Annotated in this window: 15 protein-coding genes, 1 tRNA gene, 1 pseudogene and 1 riboswitch; all 17 genes and pseudogenes read right to left on the bottom strand. The window is 65.7% G+C overall.

Annotated features, from left to right (window positions below):
• Positions 1-10 precede the first annotated feature (10 nt).
• The 17 genes and pseudogenes from FPZ24_RS01770 to cpdR all read right to left on the bottom strand — a co-directional run bounded on the left by FPZ24_RS01770 (position 11) and on the right by cpdR (position 14,171).
• Positions 11-244: a hypothetical protein gene (locus FPZ24_RS01770; protein WP_146569437.1), complete on the bottom strand. Its 234-nt coding sequence runs from the start codon at positions 242-244 to the stop codon at positions 11-13.
• Positions 245-281: 37 nt separating this feature from the next.
• The gene (locus tag FPZ24_RS01765) at positions 282-1,061 is read right to left on the bottom strand and encodes an enoyl-CoA hydratase (RefSeq protein WP_146569436.1); all 780 of its coding nucleotides are present in this window, start codon (positions 1,059-1,061) and stop codon (positions 282-284) included.
• Between the two features lie 4 nt (positions 1,062-1,065).
• On the bottom strand, positions 1,066-2,124 hold the full coding sequence (locus FPZ24_RS01760) for an enoyl-CoA hydratase/isomerase family protein (RefSeq protein ID WP_186729173.1): 1,059 nt from the start codon (positions 2,122-2,124) through the stop codon (positions 1,066-1,068).
• Between the two features lie 19 nt (positions 2,125-2,143).
• Positions 2,144-3,871: an alpha/beta fold hydrolase gene (locus FPZ24_RS01755; RefSeq protein WP_146569435.1), complete on the bottom strand. Its 1,728-nt coding sequence runs from the start codon at positions 3,869-3,871 to the stop codon at positions 2,144-2,146.
• Entirely contained in the window at positions 3,868-5,013 is a 1,146-nt protein-coding gene (locus FPZ24_RS01750) for an acyl-CoA dehydrogenase family protein (RefSeq protein WP_146569434.1), read from the bottom strand. The genes FPZ24_RS01755 and FPZ24_RS01750 overlap by 4 nt, the downstream gene beginning before the upstream one ends.
• Complete coding sequence (locus tag FPZ24_RS01745; protein WP_146569433.1) at positions 5,010-5,213, bottom strand: hypothetical protein; 204 nt, start codon at positions 5,211-5,213, stop codon at positions 5,010-5,012. Before FPZ24_RS01745 ends, FPZ24_RS01750 begins: the two co-directional genes overlap by 4 nt.
• A 73-nt stretch (positions 5,214-5,286) precedes the next feature.
• Positions 5,287-6,783 (bottom strand): CoA-acylating methylmalonate-semialdehyde dehydrogenase, encoded by a 1,497-nt coding sequence (locus FPZ24_RS01740; RefSeq protein ID WP_146569432.1) that lies wholly within the window; start codon positions 6,781-6,783, stop codon positions 5,287-5,289.
• A gap of 82 nt (positions 6,784-6,865) precedes the next feature.
• Complete coding sequence (locus FPZ24_RS01735; protein WP_146569431.1) at positions 6,866-7,612, bottom strand: ABC transporter ATP-binding protein; 747 nt, start codon at positions 7,610-7,612, stop codon at positions 6,866-6,868.
• Positions 7,603-8,580, bottom strand: coding sequence for a FecCD family ABC transporter permease (locus FPZ24_RS01730; protein WP_146569430.1), 978 nt, complete (start codon positions 8,578-8,580; stop codon positions 7,603-7,605). Before FPZ24_RS01730 ends, FPZ24_RS01735 begins: the two co-directional genes overlap by 10 nt.
• On the bottom strand, positions 8,577-9,011 hold the full coding sequence (locus FPZ24_RS17450) for an ABC transporter substrate-binding protein (protein WP_240047673.1): 435 nt from the start codon (positions 9,009-9,011) through the stop codon (positions 8,577-8,579). Before FPZ24_RS17450 ends, FPZ24_RS01730 begins: the two co-directional genes overlap by 4 nt.
• The gene (locus FPZ24_RS17445; RefSeq protein WP_240047569.1) at positions 8,908-9,378 is read right to left on the bottom strand and encodes a substrate-binding domain-containing protein; all 471 of its coding nucleotides are present in this window, start codon (positions 9,376-9,378) and stop codon (positions 8,908-8,910) included. The genes FPZ24_RS17450 and FPZ24_RS17445 overlap by 104 nt, the downstream gene beginning before the upstream one ends.
• A complete protein-coding gene (locus tag FPZ24_RS01720) occupies positions 9,375-11,294 on the bottom strand; it encodes a TonB-dependent receptor plug domain-containing protein (protein WP_186728974.1) in 1,920 nt (639 codons plus the stop codon). Before FPZ24_RS01720 ends, FPZ24_RS17445 begins: the two co-directional genes overlap by 4 nt.
• Positions 11,295-11,419: 125 nt before the next feature.
• Positions 11,420-11,612, bottom strand: a riboswitch (cobalamin riboswitch).
• 31 nt (positions 11,613-11,643) lie between these two features.
• Positions 11,644-12,210, bottom strand: coding sequence for a methylated-DNA--[protein]-cysteine S-methyltransferase (locus FPZ24_RS01715; RefSeq protein WP_146569428.1), 567 nt, complete (start codon positions 12,208-12,210; stop codon positions 11,644-11,646).
• Positions 12,211-12,229: 19 nt separating this feature from the next.
• On the bottom strand, positions 12,230-12,931 hold the full coding sequence (locus tag FPZ24_RS01710) for a 2OG-Fe(II) oxygenase (RefSeq protein WP_146569427.1): 702 nt from the start codon (positions 12,929-12,931) through the stop codon (positions 12,230-12,232).
• A gap of 96 nt (positions 12,932-13,027) precedes the next feature.
• Positions 13,028-13,102: transfer RNA gene (locus FPZ24_RS01705), tRNA-Val, on the bottom strand.
• 74 nt (positions 13,103-13,176) lie between these two features.
• Positions 13,177-13,701, bottom strand: a complete 525-nt coding sequence (locus tag FPZ24_RS01700) for a hypothetical protein (RefSeq protein WP_146569426.1) — start codon at positions 13,699-13,701, stop codon at positions 13,177-13,179.
• A 91-nt stretch (positions 13,702-13,792) separates the two neighbouring features.
• Positions 13,793-14,171: pseudogene (gene cpdR / locus FPZ24_RS01695) on the bottom strand (cell cycle two-component system response regulator CpdR).
• Positions 14,172-14,218: the final 47 nt, after the last annotated feature.

The following is a 14,218-nucleotide window of genomic DNA, read 5'->3' as shown; positions in this document are numbered from 1 at the left end:
AACTTACCTTTCAAACGGCTATTTTCTTACGAACGAAAGCGCCCAGAAACGCGAAGGTCAAAACTGGCAGACTAGCGATGACGGCAAGGCGGAGCTGCGCTTCGAAAAAATAGGGATCGCCGATTGCAACCGGCAGAAGCCATAATTGAGCAACAACCAACACGGTAACTAGCCCGCCAACAAACCCTGCGAGGATCCGCCGACGCCCGCTGCAGGCGAAAAACATGGCGACCAAACTACCCAATAACGTGCAGCAGCCAACGAGAATCCCAGTCCCCACCTTATTTGCCCTTCCACGTCCCCTGACGCTTCTCGACGAACGCGGTCATGCCTTCCTTCTGGTCTTCGGTGCCAAATAACCCGTGGAAAAGCCTTCTCTCGAACTGCACCCCTTGCCCCAGCATCGTCTCGAACGCGGCGTTGACCATTTCCTTGTTCGCCTTGACCGCGAGCGGCGCCATGCCGGCGATCTGGGTGGCGACCTTGATCGCTTCGTCGACCAATTCGGCGGCCGGGATGACGCGTGAGACCAGGCCGGCGCGCTCGGCTTCTGCCGCGTCCATGAAGCGGCCGGTCAGGCACATCTCCATCGCCTTCGCCTTGCCGACCGCGCGGGTCAGCCGCTGCGATCCGCCCATTCCCGGCGCAACGCCGAGCTTGATCTCGGGCTGGCCGAACTTCGCGGTGTCGGCGGCGAGGATGAAGTCGCACATCATCGCCAGCTCGCACCCGCCGCCCAGCGCGAACCCGGCGACCGCCGCGATCACGGGCTTGCGCGTGCGCGTAAACATCTCCCACCCGGCGAAGTAATTGTCGCCGTACATGTCGCCGAACGATTGCGGCTGCATCTCCTTGATGTCGGCCCCCGCCGCGAAGGCCTTCTCGCTCCCGGTCAGCACCGCGCAGCCCTGCGACGGGTCGGCATCGAACGCCTGGGCGGCCGCGACGAGTTCGCCGAGGACCTGATTGTTGAGCGCGTTGAGTGCCTGCGGGCGGTTGAGCGTGATCAGCGTCACGCCGCCCTCGCGCCGTTCGACCAGCAGGGTTTCGTAGGTCGCCATCACATCACTCCTTCGGGGGCAGCGGGGTCCACGCCTGGTCGGCGGGGAGCGGCTGGAAATAGGCATCGACCATCGCGTCGGTAACTTCCGATGGGGTCGCGGGGGTCCAGCGCGGATTGCCCGTCTTGTCAATCAGCAGCGCGCGGACGCCCTCGGCGAAATCGGGCGCCTGGTACATGCGGATCATGATCGCGAACTCCATCCGCATCTCGTCGACGAAATGCAGATGGCGCGGGCTTTCGACCAGCATCTTGAGCGAAACCTTGCATGACGTGGGTGAGCGTTGAGCAAGTGTTTCCAACTGTCTGGTCGCCCATTCGCCGCCATCGGTCTCGAGGTCGCGCAGGATCGTCTCGAAATCGTCCGATGCGAACAGGCGGTCGATATCGGGGAGTTGCGCGACGATCTTCGCGGGCGGCGGGGTGACCGCGGCACCGGCGAGGATCGACTCGGTCTTCTCGGGCGTCGCGCAAATCTGCGCCTTCACCTGGTCCAGCGCTTCCGACGGCAGGTAGAAATTCGCCAGGCCCATCGCGACGCAATCCGCCCCGTCGAGCCGCGCGCCGGTCAGCGCCAGATACTGCGCACTCCGCCCCCGCAACCGCGACAAATATCGCCCGCCGCCCACGTCAGGGAACAGACCAATCGTCGTCTCCGGCATCGCGAACAGTGTCCGCTCGGTCGCGACGCGATAGCGGCACGGGCACGAAATCCCGACGCCCCCGCCCATCGTCACCCCGTCCATGAACGCCACGCCCGGCTTCGGGTACGTGTACATGAGGTGATTGAGGCGATATTCGTGGAAGAAGAATTGCTGTCCCACGCTCGCGCCCTGCGGCACGTCATGTGCGATCGCCACCACGTCCCCGCCCGCACAGAAACCGCGGCCCTCGGCATGATCGATCAGCACGATCCGCACGTCGGGGTCGCTGCGCCAATCGAGCAGCGCGCGCGTCATCGCCTGGACCATGTCGAGGTTGAGCGAATGCAGCGCCTTGGGCCGGTTCAGCCGCAGCCGCCCGGCGCACTGGTCGACATAGGTACGGACGTCGTCGGTCGTCATCAGGTTCACGCAAAGCCCCTTAGTGCGTGATGGAAACGTAGGATCCCGGCGCCGGCTCGATCGCGTCGGCAGGCATGCGGCCTGGAACGCGCTTGCCCGATCCGTGTTCGGCCAGCCATGCGTTCCAACTTGGCCACCACGAGCCTTCGTTACGGGTCGCACCCGCCAGCCATTCTTGCGCCGTGCCGGGCTTGGCATCGCTGGTCCAGAAGCCGTGCTTGTTCGCGGCGGGCGGGTTGATGACGCCGGCATTGTGACCCGATCCGCCGAGCACGAACGTCACCGGCCCGCCGAACAATTTGCCGCCATCATACACCGCGCTCCAGGCCGAGACGTGGTCGTCCTTAAGCGCGATCAGGAAGATCGGCGTCTTGACCGATGCAAGGTCGATCTCGACCCCGCCGACGGCGAACCCGGTCTTTTCCTTGAGCGCGTTGTTCGCCAGCAGCCCGCGATTGTAGCTCTTGAGGAAAGCGTGCGGGATACGCGCGCCGTCCTCGAACCAATAGAGCAGGTCGCTGGGCGGCGCGGCCTTGTCGAGCAGGTAATGGTTGATCACCGACGACCAGATCAGGTCGTTCGATCGCACCGCGGCGAAGAGCTGCTGCAACTCGGTCGAATCGATAAACCCCTGGCGCTCGAGATGGCCTTCGAGCGCGTCGAGATGCGCTTCATGGACGAACGCCGCCCAGTCGCGCATGTCGGCGAAATCGACCATGCTGCCGATCAGGGTCGCGGTGTTGACCTCGCCCGCGCGGCCTTTCGCCTGCAACCATGCAAGCACGACCGATACCAGCGTCCCGCCAAGGCAGAAGCTGAACAGGTCGACCTTGTCCGCGCCCGATTTGGCGCGCGCCTGGCCGATTGCCTCGACGATGCCGTCGAGGACATATTGTTCGACGCCGCAGTCGCGGTGGCGCTCGTCGGGATTGATCCACGAGATGACGAACACCGTCCGTCCCTGATCGACCAGCCACTTCACCAGGCTCGATTTGGGCTGGAGGTCGATCATGTAGAATTTATTCACCAGCGGCGGCACGTAGAGCAGCGGGTCGGCCGCTACGTCCTTGGTCGTGGGATCGTATTGGATCAGCTGGAACAAATGGTTCTGGAACACGACGCTGCCCGGCGTCGCGGCGATCGTCTTGCCCTTTTCGAATGCGTCGGCGGTGCGGCGGCGAACGATCCTCTTTCCTTCCGCGACATCCTCGATCAGGTGCGCGAAGCCCTGGGCAAGATTGGCGCCGCCGGTCTCGACGGTACGCTTGACGACGTCCGGGTTGGTCATCGCGAAGTTGGTCGGGGCGATCGCGTTGAGATATTGATCGACCAGGAAATCGATCATCGCCGCATTCGGCGTATCACCCTTTTCCGCCACTTGCGCGACCGAGCGAATCTGCTTCGAGGCGAGCAGATAGGCGTCGCGGATCGTACGGTAATACGGATTGTCCTGCCATTCGGGCGACGCGAAGCGGCGGTCGCGCGGTTTTTCGGCATCGGTCTTGGACAGGAAGGCGCGCGACCAGAAGTCGCCCCATTCGTGCGCCGCCTGCAATTGCACCTCGAGCAATTGCTGTGGATTGCGGCCAAGCCCCACCGCGAAGTCGGACATCGTCTGCATCAGCGCGAGCGGATCGTACGGCCGCGTCGCTTCCGACTTCATCGGCGTGCGCGCGGCCTGCGTCATGGCATTGGTGATGTTGGCCAGCGCATCTTGCCAAAGCGCGGCAGGGGATTGATCGGTCACTGGCGCGTCAGGTCCCGGCCGACGATCATCCGCATCACTTGGTTGGTGCCTTCCAGGATCGAATGGACGCGCAAGTCGCGCCAGAAGCGCTCGATCGGATAGTCGCGCAGATAGCCGTAGCCGCCATGGAGTTGCAGCGCGCGATCGACGATCGACGAGCCGTTATCGGTCGCCAGCCGCTTCGCCATCGCCGAAAAGCGCGACTTGTCGGGCGCGTTCGCGGTCACCTTCGCTGCCGCCATGTAGAGCAGCGCGCGCGACGCCTCGAGGTCGGTCGCCATATCGGCGAGCATGAACTGCGTGTTCTGGAAATCGGACACCGGCGTGCCGAACTGCTGGCGTTCCTTGGTGTACTTGACCGCCTCGTCGAGGCAGCGCTGCGCCCCGCCCAGCGAGCACGCGCCGATGTTCAACCGCCCGCCGTCGAGCCCGGCCATCGCGAAGCGGAACCCGTCACCCTCCGCGCCGACGCGGTTCTCGACGGGCACGCGGCAATCCTCGAAGATCACCTGCGCGGTCGGCGACGCATTCCAGCCGAGCTTCTTTTCCGGCGCGCCGAACGACAGGCCCGGCGTGCCCTTTTCGATCACCAGACAGGAAATGCCCTTCGACTTTTCCTCCGACGTGCGGACCATGCAGACATAGATGTCGTTATAGCCCGCGCCGGAGATGAACTGCTTGGTGCCATTGAGCACGTAATGATCGCCGTCGAGCCGCGCGCTGGTCTTGAGCGCCGCGGCGTCGGAGCCCGATCCCGGCTCGGTCAGGCAATAACTCGCGATCTTGTCCATGCTGACCAGGTCGGGAAGGAAGCGGTCCTTGATCTCCTGTCCGCCGAAGCGGTCGATCATCCATGTCGCCATGTTGTGGATCGAAATGTACGCGCTGGTCGCGGGGCAGCCATAGGCCATCGCCTCCATGATCAGCGCTGCTTCCAGCCGCCCGAGCCCGATCCCGCCCGATTCCTCCGACACGTAGATCGCGCCAAAGCCGAGCTCGCCGACCGCCTTCCACACATCGACCGGATAGTGCGACTGCTCGTCCCACTCGCCCGCGAACGGCGTGATGCGGTCCGCGGTGAATTTGCGCGCGAGGTCCTGGATCTCGCGCTGGTCGTCGGTCAGGTCGAACTGGTTGGTCATTTCCGGTTGGTCTCTACGTCCGCCGGCGCATCGCCATCATCGGCGGGTACGTCGGTGATGTTGGCGTCCTCGGTCAGATTGCCTTCGTCCAGCGCCGTGATGTTCGCCGCATTGTCGTTCGCCGGCGCGGCAGGCGCGTCGTTCTTGTGGCATCCGGCGATCGCCAGCGCACCCGCGGCAAGGATGAGGAGTTTCTTCATGGTCATTCTCCCGATCTGTCGGCCCCGTCTTAAAGAAGCGGACGGGCCAAGGCCATAACGGCAAAGGAACGATTTATCCCATCGTCGGGATGACAAACGCGTTGCCGCCGTCGGGCGATCCATCGGGCCAGCGCTGGGTGATCGTCTTGACCTTGGTCCAGAACTTCACGCCTTCCATACCGTGCTGGTTGGTGTCGCCGAACGCGCTGCGCTTCCAGCCGCCGAACGTATGATACGCGACCGGCACCGGGATCGGCACGTTGATGCCGACCATGCCGACATTGACGCGCGCCGCGAACTCGCGCGCGGCGTGGCCGTTGCGGGTGAAGATCGCGACGCCGTTGCCGTATTGGTGGTCGCTGGGCAGCCGCACCGCCTCCTCGAAATCCTTGGCGCGGACGATCTGGAGGACGGGTCCGAAAATCTCCTCCTTGTACGACTGCATGTCGGTGGTGACGCGATCAAACAGCGATGGGCCGATGAAGAAACCTTCCTCGTGACCCTGGAGCTTGAAGCCGCGGCCGTCGACGACGAGCTCAGCGCCTTCGTCGATCCCGGTCTGGATCCAGTTCTCGACGCGCTGCTTGTGCGCGGCGTTCACGACCGGGCCGTAATGCGCTTCGGCATCGGTGCTCACACCGACCCGCAATGCATCGATCGCCGGGATCAGCTTCTTGCGCAAAGCGTCGGCGGTCTTGTCGCCGACCGGCACGACGACGGGGAGGGCCATACAGCGCTCGCCGGCCGAGCCGAACGCGGCGCCCGACAGATCGGCGACGACTTGATCGAGATCGGCGTCGGGCATCACGATGCCATGGTTCTTCGCGCCGCCCATCGCCTGAACGCGCTTTCCGGCGTCGACACCGCGTCGATAGACATAGTGCGCGATGTCGCTCGAGCCGACGAAGCTGACCGCGGCGATCGCCGGATGGTCGAGGATCGCGTCGACCATTTCCTTGTCGCCATGGACGACCTGCAGGATGCCTTCAGGCGCCCCCGCTTCGAGCATCAGCTCGGCAAGGCGTACCGGCACGCTCGGATCGCGCTCCGACGGCTTGAGGATGAACGCGTTACCCACCGCGATCGCTACACCGAACATCCACATCGGAATCATCGCGGGAAAGTTGAACGGCGTGATGCCCGCACCGATGCCGAGCGGCTGGCGCATTGAATAGACGTCGATTCCGGGGCCGGCACCTTGCGTATATTCACCCTTCAATACGTGCGGGATGCCGCACGCGAACTCGATCACATCGAGCCCACGTTGCACGTCGCCGCGCGCGTCGGCGACGACCTTGCCATGCTCGGAGGCGAGCAAGGTCGCGAGCTCGTCCATATTGGCTTCGACCAGGCGCTTGAACTCGAACATCACGCGCGCGCGCCGCTGCGGGTTGGTCGCCGCCCAAGCCGGCTGCGCAGCCTGCGCGGCGGCGATGGCGCGGTCGAGATCGGCCTGCGTGCCGAGCGTCACCGACGCCTGCACCTTGCCGGTATTGGGGTCGAACACATCGCCCGTCCGGCCGCCCGCGCCACCCTGATGGCCCACAATATGATGATCGATGATGCGCATGTGACTCTCCTGCCGGTGGAGGGGGCCGGCTTTGGCCATGCTCTGTAATTAAATTACGCGCGGTACAAGCGCTTTGCGGGGGTCAGAGCCGCTCGACGGGTATGCCGATCGCCTGGCCCGGCAGCGTCGCCAGCCGCACGCCGAAGAGCGCACCGAGACTATCGGGCGTCACCACATCGGCCGCCGCGCCCGCGGCGACGACCCGTCCCTCCGCCATCAGGATCGCGTCGTCGGCGACCCGCGCGGCCTGAGCGAGGTCGTGGAGCACGACGATCACACCGGTCCCCGCCGCTGCCTGCTCGCGCAGGCGATCGAGCAAATCGAGCTGGTGTGCGGGGTCGAGGCTGGCGAGCGGCTCGTCGGCGAGCAGCCAGCGCGGCTTGCCCGCCAGCACGCGCGCCAGCAGCACGCGCGCGCGCTCGCCGCCCGACAATTCGCCGATCCGGCGGTGCGCGAGAGGTTCGGTATCGGTCGCGGCGAAGGCAGCGGCGATGGCGGAGTCGTCTCTCGCATCACGGTACGGCAGCCGGCCCAGCGCGATCACATCGCGCGCGACCATGTTCCAGGCGACGTCGCCGGCTTGCGGCAGATAGCCGATCGTCCGCGCACGAACGTCGCGGGGCATCGCCGACAAGTCGCTGCCGTCGATCGCGACCGACCCGGCGCTCGGCGGCACCAATGCGGCGGCGATGCGCAACAGGCTGGTCTTGCCGGCGCCGTTCGGGCCGAGGATCACCGTGACGCGCCCGGGCTGCAGACCGACCGACACCGCGTCGAGCACGCGGCGGCGCCCGAGATCGAGCGTAACCGTGTCGAGGCTCAGCGCCATTGCCGGCCCCCTTCGCGGAACAACAGGCCGAGGAAGAACGGCGCGCCGATCAATGCCATGACGACGCCCAGCCGCACCTCGCCAGCACCCGGCGCCAGCCGACAAAGACTGTCGGCGGCGAGCGTCAGCGCCGCGCCGCCAAGCGCGCTCGGCAGCAGCAAGGCGGAGGGCCGCGCGCCGAACAGGGGGCGCAACAGATGCGGCACGACCAACCCGACAAACCCGACGACACCCGTGACCGCCACACCGGCGCCGACCGCGAGGCCGGTGCCCAGCACCACGGTCCAGCGTAGCCGCGCCAAGTTCGCGCCGAGCGACCGCGCGGCATCCTCGCCCAGCGCCAGCGCGTCGAGCGCGCGGCCCGTGGTCAGCAGCACGAGCGTGCCGCCGACCATGAACGGTGCCGCGAGCATCACGTCGGTGGTGCCGCGATCGGTCAGCGCGCCCATTAGCCAGTCGATCGCTTCCGCGACCGCATAAGGATTGGGGGCGATCGAGATCAGGAACGCGGTCAGCGCGCCCGCGAGGCTCGCCAGCACCGTCCCGGCCAGCACGAACACCACCGGGCTTTCCGCGCGCGCGGTCAGCAGACCGAGCAGCGCCATCGCCCCGCCCGCCCCGGCCATCGCCCAACCGAACTGACCCAGCCCGCCTGCGATCCCACCGAGTCCGAACACAATCGAGGCAACTGCGCCGAGCGCCGCGCACGACGACACGCCGATCACCGTCGGGTCGGCCAGCGGATTGCGCAGATACCCCTGCAGCACCGCACCCGACAGGCCGAGCGATGCACCGAGCAGCGCACCGAGCAACGCGCGTGGCACCCGCAACTCGATCACGATCGCCCAGCGCGGATCCTGGCCGGTCCAGGCTTCCCATGGCAGCCATTGCTTTCCCGCCGCCAGCGACAGTGCGACCATCGCCAGCGTCAGCGCCGCGAGCAGCAGCAGGCGGATCGTCCGGTTCATCGCGTCATCCCCGCGCGGATCACCGCGAGCCGCTGCATCGCGGGAATGATCGTCGGCCCGCCGCAATTGACAAACGTGCGTGGAAAGGCCGCCTCGGCGACGCGCAGACCCGCGCGCGCCAGGACGTGCCGCCGCAGAGTGGCGGTGCGGCCGTCGGGATCGGGCGTCATGATCACGGCGGGCGGGTTACGCACGATCGCCTCGATCGGCACCGCTCGCGACATCTCCGCGGGCGGCGAGGCGAACCCCGCGCGGCCGAGCATTTCGGTCAGCAGGGTCGGTCCGCCATTGGCGAAATTGTCGGCGATGAACAGCAAGGCTGTGGGCCTAGCCGCGTCCTTCGGCACCGCTGCGGCGACGGCCGCATCGATGCGCGCGATCAATCGTTCGCCCGCAGCCTGCGAGCCGAGCGCTGCGGCGACCGAGCGGATCTGGTCGCGGCTCGCGGCGATCGTCGTGGGCGAGATCGAGCAACAGCACCTTCAGGCCAAGCTTTTGATAGGCGCGCAGCGTGCTTGCCGGGGTGAAGCTGGAGGCGAGCACGAGATCGGGCTTCATCGCGACAACCTCCTCCGCCGTCCCCGCCGTTCCCCGAAACCGCCGCGCGAGGTCGAGCGGGATCGACGTGGCGGCGGCTTCTTGCGAATAATGGCTGATCGCCGCGACCCGCTCCGGCGGCACCAACGCGAGCAGCAACTGGTCGGCACACGGATTGGTCGAGACGATTCCGCCAGTGCGGACGGGCTGCGCACTGCAGCCCGCCAGCGCCAGCGCGATCGAGGCGATCGCTCGCCTCAATCGAACTTCACACGAATGCCGCCATAGGCCGCGCGGCCCGGCGTGCCGTAACCGCGCACGACGGTGTATTTTTCGTCGAACAGGTTGTCGACGCGACCATAGATCGCGAACCGATTGCCGATCGGCAGTTCGGCACGGACGCCCGCGACGACGTAGCCGTCGAGCCGGTTGAAGTTCCCCGCGTCGTCGAAACTGTCGCCGACCGCCAGCACCGTCGCGCCGACCGACAGCTTGAGCGGCGTCTCCCAGTCGATCGACGCGCTGACCGACTGACGCGGGCGACGCGCCAGCTGCTTGCCGAAATTGGCGCCTGGCGAGCGGTTGATCGAATCGATGAAGCTGTACGACCCGCTCAGCGTCAGCCGGTCGCTCGGTCGCATGTTGAGCCCGACCTCCAGGCCCTTTCCACGCGTGCGGGCGATATTGCCGTACGTGAAGGTCGCCGCGTTATAGTCGATCTGATTGCGAGTATCGCGGTGAAACCATGTCGCGCTGATCGTGATCGCGCTGCCGACCAGATTCTGCTCGATCCCGACGTCATAGCTGCGCGCGGATTCGGGCTGGAGGTTGGGGTTGCCGAGCCCGAACGGCCCGAACAGTTGATAGAGGGTCGGCGCCTTGAACCCCTCGGCGTAGCTGCCGCGAAACGTCGTGCCAATGGATAGCGAATAGACCGCGTTGGCGCCGAACGTCGTGTGCCCGCCGAACGCGGAATCGTCGTCGTAGCGCACACCACCGGTCAGCGTCAGACGTGCAATCGGCGTCAGGATAGCTTCGCCATAGACGCTGGTGGTGCCGCGCGACTTGAACACGCTGCCGTCGGTGAAGCGGGTATTCTCGCGCTGCGCCCCGGCGACCAGGCGGATCGCGCCGGACGCGCGCCAATCCCCCTGATATTCGTAACGTTCCGAGCGGCCGCGCGCGAAGAAGGACGGTGCGGACCCGAAGGTCGGGTCGAAATTGTCGCGGTTGATGTCGGCGATCGTGAAGGCGATCCTGTTCTTCAGCCGCCCCAGCCCGACGTTGAGCCCGGCATAACCGTAAATCTCCTGCGTCTCGGCATATTCGGCGTCGTCGACCGGCAGGAACGGCGGCGTGAAGCCGAAGCCGTCGATATCGACGCGGCTGTTGGCGTAATAGCCGCGCAGGTCGAGGCTGATCGCGTCGGTGATGTCCACGCCGATCCGCGCCGTCCCGCCATATTGGCGATAGCCGTCGGGCTCGGTCCCGCTCGCCGCCGCCGAAATACCGTCGGTGCGCAGATAGCCCGCGTTGAACGATCCGGAAAAGCGCCCTGCCTTGCCGGAGATGCCGGCATTGGCGAACACGCTGTCGAAGCTGCCATATTCGGCGTTGGCGCGCGCGCTGAAGCGGTCGGTCGGCGCGGCGGTGACGACGTTGACGACGCCGCCGATCGCTTGGCTGCCCCACGGTACCGAGTTCGGCCCGCGCAATACTTCGACCCGCTCGACCGATCCCGACAGCAGGTTGGCGAAGTCGAATCCGCCGCCCGGCGAGGACGGATCGTTGACGCGCACGCCGTCGATCAGCGTCAGCGTCTGCTCGCCCTCCGCGCCGCGGATGCGGACGGTGCTCAGCGTGCCGAGCCCGCCGTTGCGCGTCACGGTGACGCCGGGCGTGGTTGCGAGGAGGTCGCTGATCGCGACGGCCTGACGCTGCTCGATCGTCTGGCGGTCGATCACGGTGATGGCGTGGCCGGTCGATTCCGGCTTCTCGACGACACCGGTCGCGCTGATGATGATGTCGTTGTCGACCATCGACCCGCACGGTTCATATTCGCCGTCATAGACGCAAAAGACCGGCTTGGTGATCTGCGTCGTGGATTGAGCGCGCGCCGACGAACTGAGCGCTACCGCGACAAGCGCCGACGACGTCAGGATTAAGAACTTCAACATTGGACATGACCCCTTCAAAGGGCCGGTCGCCGGGATGCCAACACGACACCCGGCCGCGACGGCCCGGTTCATGTCGTTCACGCGAGGGTGCTCCCTCGTTCGCTCGGCACACCCCGTCCGCGCGAAGGAATCGACTGTGGCGGGCAGGTCTCCTGGCTCCCGGGTCGCCGCGTTCGCGCCGCCTTCCCAGCCCGAAGGCCAGTGGCTTTGTGGCGCGACCGCTATCCGGTCACAGTTGCGGGGGCAGCGCCGGTCTCGTCACCGGACTTCCCTTTTGCTTCCCGCCTCGCGGCGAGAACCCGTCACCTGCCGGCCTCTAGGCGCTTCGCTGCAGCGCGGCAAGATGGGGTCAGAAACCGAACGATTGCTGGGTCGTGGGCTTGGGTGCGAGCGGCGCCGCTGCGGTCTCGACGCCTTCGAGCGCGAGCATCCGAGCCTTCGCGATCGATCCGCCCGGCGCGGAAAAGCCGCCGACCTTGCCGCCCGCCGCCAGGACGCGATGGCACGGCACGATCAGCGGGATCGGATTGCTCGCCATCGCCTGCCCGACATCGCGCGCGAATTCTGGTCCGGCGCCCAGCTGCTTCGCCACCGCGCCATAGGTCGTGCTCTCGCCCCAGCCGAGCGCGCGGACGGCATCGTACACCCGCGCGAAGAACGGCGACTGTTCCCCAAGGTCGATCGGGACCCCGTCGAAATCGGTCTGCTCACCCGCGAAATAACGCTGCGCCGCAGCGATCACCGTCGCAACATCGGCGGGTGGATCGGTCCGGACGGCGTCGGACAAGCGTCGCAACAACGCGCGCTCGGCCTCCGCGGCCGTGCTAGCGGGAAGCCGGAACGCCGTGATGCCGCGCCCGCTCCACCCGATCGCGGCGAAGCCATGTGCGGTTTCGAAGACGTGATATCGATGCATCGCCGGTTGCTTTCCCACATCACGCGGCATCGTGGAAGATGATCCCGAGCGTGTGACGATGCCCGCGCCGCACGCGGCTGACGCCGTGGCGCATCGCGACGCGATAGTCTCCGCGCGTGCCGCGTTGCGGCCGGCTGTTGACCGCGAACACCACGCCGTCGCCCTTGCCCAGCGGCACGACCTCGACCCGCGACTGCATCCGCGGGCGTTGCTCGGTCAGCACGAACTCGCCGCCATCGAAAGCTTCTCCCGGTGCTGACAACAGCACCGCGACCTGCAACGGGAAGACGTGCTCGCCGTACAGATCCTGATGCAGGCAGTTATAATCGCCGGCGCCGTATTGCAGCAGCAACGGTGTCGGCCGCGCCTGTCCGTCGGCGTGGCACCGCTCAAGGAAAGCGGCGTGGTCGGCAGGGAAGCGCGTCGCCACACTCATCCGTTCGTGCCAATGGTTCGCGATCGGCGCGAGGTGTAGGTACAGCTTCGTTCGCAGTCCCTCCACCAGCGGCGGCAACGGATAGGCGAAATAGCGATACTCGCCGCGCCCGAAACCGTGCCGCGCCATCACCACATGGCTGCGAAACGTATCGCCGGGACCGTAGAGAGCGGCAACGCCGTCGCTCGCATCCCCACTCAGCAACCCGGGCAACACGGCCCAGCCTCTTTCATCGAGATCACGGGCGATCATGGCCCAGTCGAATGTGTCGGTTCGTTCGGTCATCGCGCGACCATGCGCGGCTTAGCGCCGGCGCACACTCCGCCGCTTGCGCCCGAACACGAAAAAGCCCGCCGGGTCGGTGACCAAGCGGGCTTTTAATGGTGGGCGTAGCAAGGTTTGAACTTGCGACCCCTGCGATGTCAACACAGTGCTCTACCACTGAGCTATACGCCCACGAGGGAGCGGCCTTTAACGGGGGTTCCGCGCAGGCGCAACCCGTAGCCGTGCGGCCTTTGTCGATTGATTTGTCAGCCTGACCGCTTGACCAACGTAATCACCACGCCGGGCGGCGCGGCGCCATTCTCCGCGGTATTTTCGATATGTCGGCGGATCGTCCGCTGATCGACGATTTCCCACCATTGGCGCTGATGAAAGGGTTTGCCGTCAGCCATGAAATCGTGCTCGAAATACCACGTTCCGTCTTTCAGCGTGCCGGGCCATGCTTGCGCCGAGCGATCGCTGACATAGTAGAAGGACCAGGTCGCGGTCGTGTTGTCGTAGCCGCTATAGTATTTGCCGACCGCGATGTCCGGTTTCCCCGCGACGCCGCGATCGAATTTCCAGTCTCCTGCGATGACCGGCGTCTCGGCGGGTTTGCTGAAGCGGTAATAGAGGTCGGGTCGTGGAGCCGTGCCGTCCGCTGGCTGAACTTGCCATTCGCCGAGCAGAAAATCAAACGCAGCTCGAGGATTGGCTGACCCGGTATTGGAAGCGGTTTGTCCAAATGCCGGCGATGCGACAGCGATCAACAAAACCAAGCTTACGGAACGCATGCCTTGCTCTCCCCGAACTCAATCGGGGACGGAATGAAGGCATTCATCCGTAAAAGCAAATCTTATAATACGAATCGATCTATTCGTCGATTTAAAGGCCCCCGCTGGCGCTTTCCGATTCGAACATGCGATCGACCTCCATCACCAGGTCGCGCAAATGGAACGGCTTCGACAGCACGCGCGCCTGCGGCATCGCTTTGCCGGCGCGGGAGCGTGACGGCCGCAAAGCCGGTGATGAACATGACGCGCATACTCGGCGCGATCTCGGCGGCCTTTTGGGCCAATTCGATCCCGTCCATTTCGGGCATCACGATATCGGTTAGCAGCAGGTCGAAATGTTCGGTCTGGACCAGCGGCAACGCGGCGGTGCCGCGATCGACGGCGGTGACGGCATAACCCGAACGTTCGAGCGCGCGCGTGAGATACTCGCGCATCACCGCATCGTCCTCGGCCAAGAGAATTCTGATCATCGCCGCCCTGCTTTATCGTCTGGCCGGTATTATGCGCGAAGGACTTA

It is taken from the genome of Sphingomonas panacisoli (assembly GCF_007859635.1).
Classification (GTDB): domain Bacteria; phylum Pseudomonadota; class Alphaproteobacteria; order Sphingomonadales; family Sphingomonadaceae; genus Sphingomonas; species Sphingomonas panacisoli.
This window is presented reverse-complemented; position numbering and strand designations above follow the sequence as displayed.

Bases quoted from the DNA above. Each gene is read 5' to 3' on its own strand.
- FPZ24_RS01765 (WP_146569436.1), bottom strand. From the start codon at position 1,061: ATGGCGACCTACGAAACCCTGCTGGTCGAACGGCGCGAGGGCGGCGTG.
- FPZ24_RS01760 (WP_186729173.1), bottom strand. From the start codon at position 2,124: ATGACGACCGACGACGTCCGTACCTATGTCGACCAGTGCGCCGGGCGG.
- FPZ24_RS01750 (WP_146569434.1), bottom strand. From the start codon at position 5,013: ATGACCAACCAGTTCGACCTGACCGACGACCAGCGCGAGATCCAGGAC.
- FPZ24_RS01745 (WP_146569433.1), bottom strand. From the start codon at position 5,213: ATGAAGAAACTCCTCATCCTTGCCGCGGGTGCGCTGGCGATCGCCGGA.
- FPZ24_RS01740 (WP_146569432.1), bottom strand. From the start codon at position 6,783: ATGCGCATCATCGATCATCATATTGTGGGCCATCAGGGTGGCGCGGGC.
- FPZ24_RS01735 (WP_146569431.1), bottom strand. From the start codon at position 7,612: ATGGCGCTGAGCCTCGACACGGTTACGCTCGATCTCGGGCGCCGCCGC.
- FPZ24_RS01730 (WP_146569430.1), bottom strand. From the start codon at position 8,580: ATGAACCGGACGATCCGCCTGCTGCTGCTCGCGGCGCTGACGCTGGCG.
- FPZ24_RS01720 (WP_186728974.1), bottom strand. From the start codon at position 11,294: ATGTTGAAGTTCTTAATCCTGACGTCGTCGGCGCTTGTCGCGGTAGCG.
- FPZ24_RS01715 (WP_146569428.1), bottom strand. From the start codon at position 12,210: ATGCATCGATATCACGTCTTCGAAACCGCACATGGCTTCGCCGCGATC.
- FPZ24_RS01710 (WP_146569427.1), bottom strand. From the start codon at position 12,931: ATGACCGAACGAACCGACACATTCGACTGGGCCATGATCGCCCGTGAT.
- FPZ24_RS01700 (WP_146569426.1), bottom strand. From the start codon at position 13,701: ATGCGTTCCGTAAGCTTGGTTTTGTTGATCGCTGTCGCATCGCCGGCA.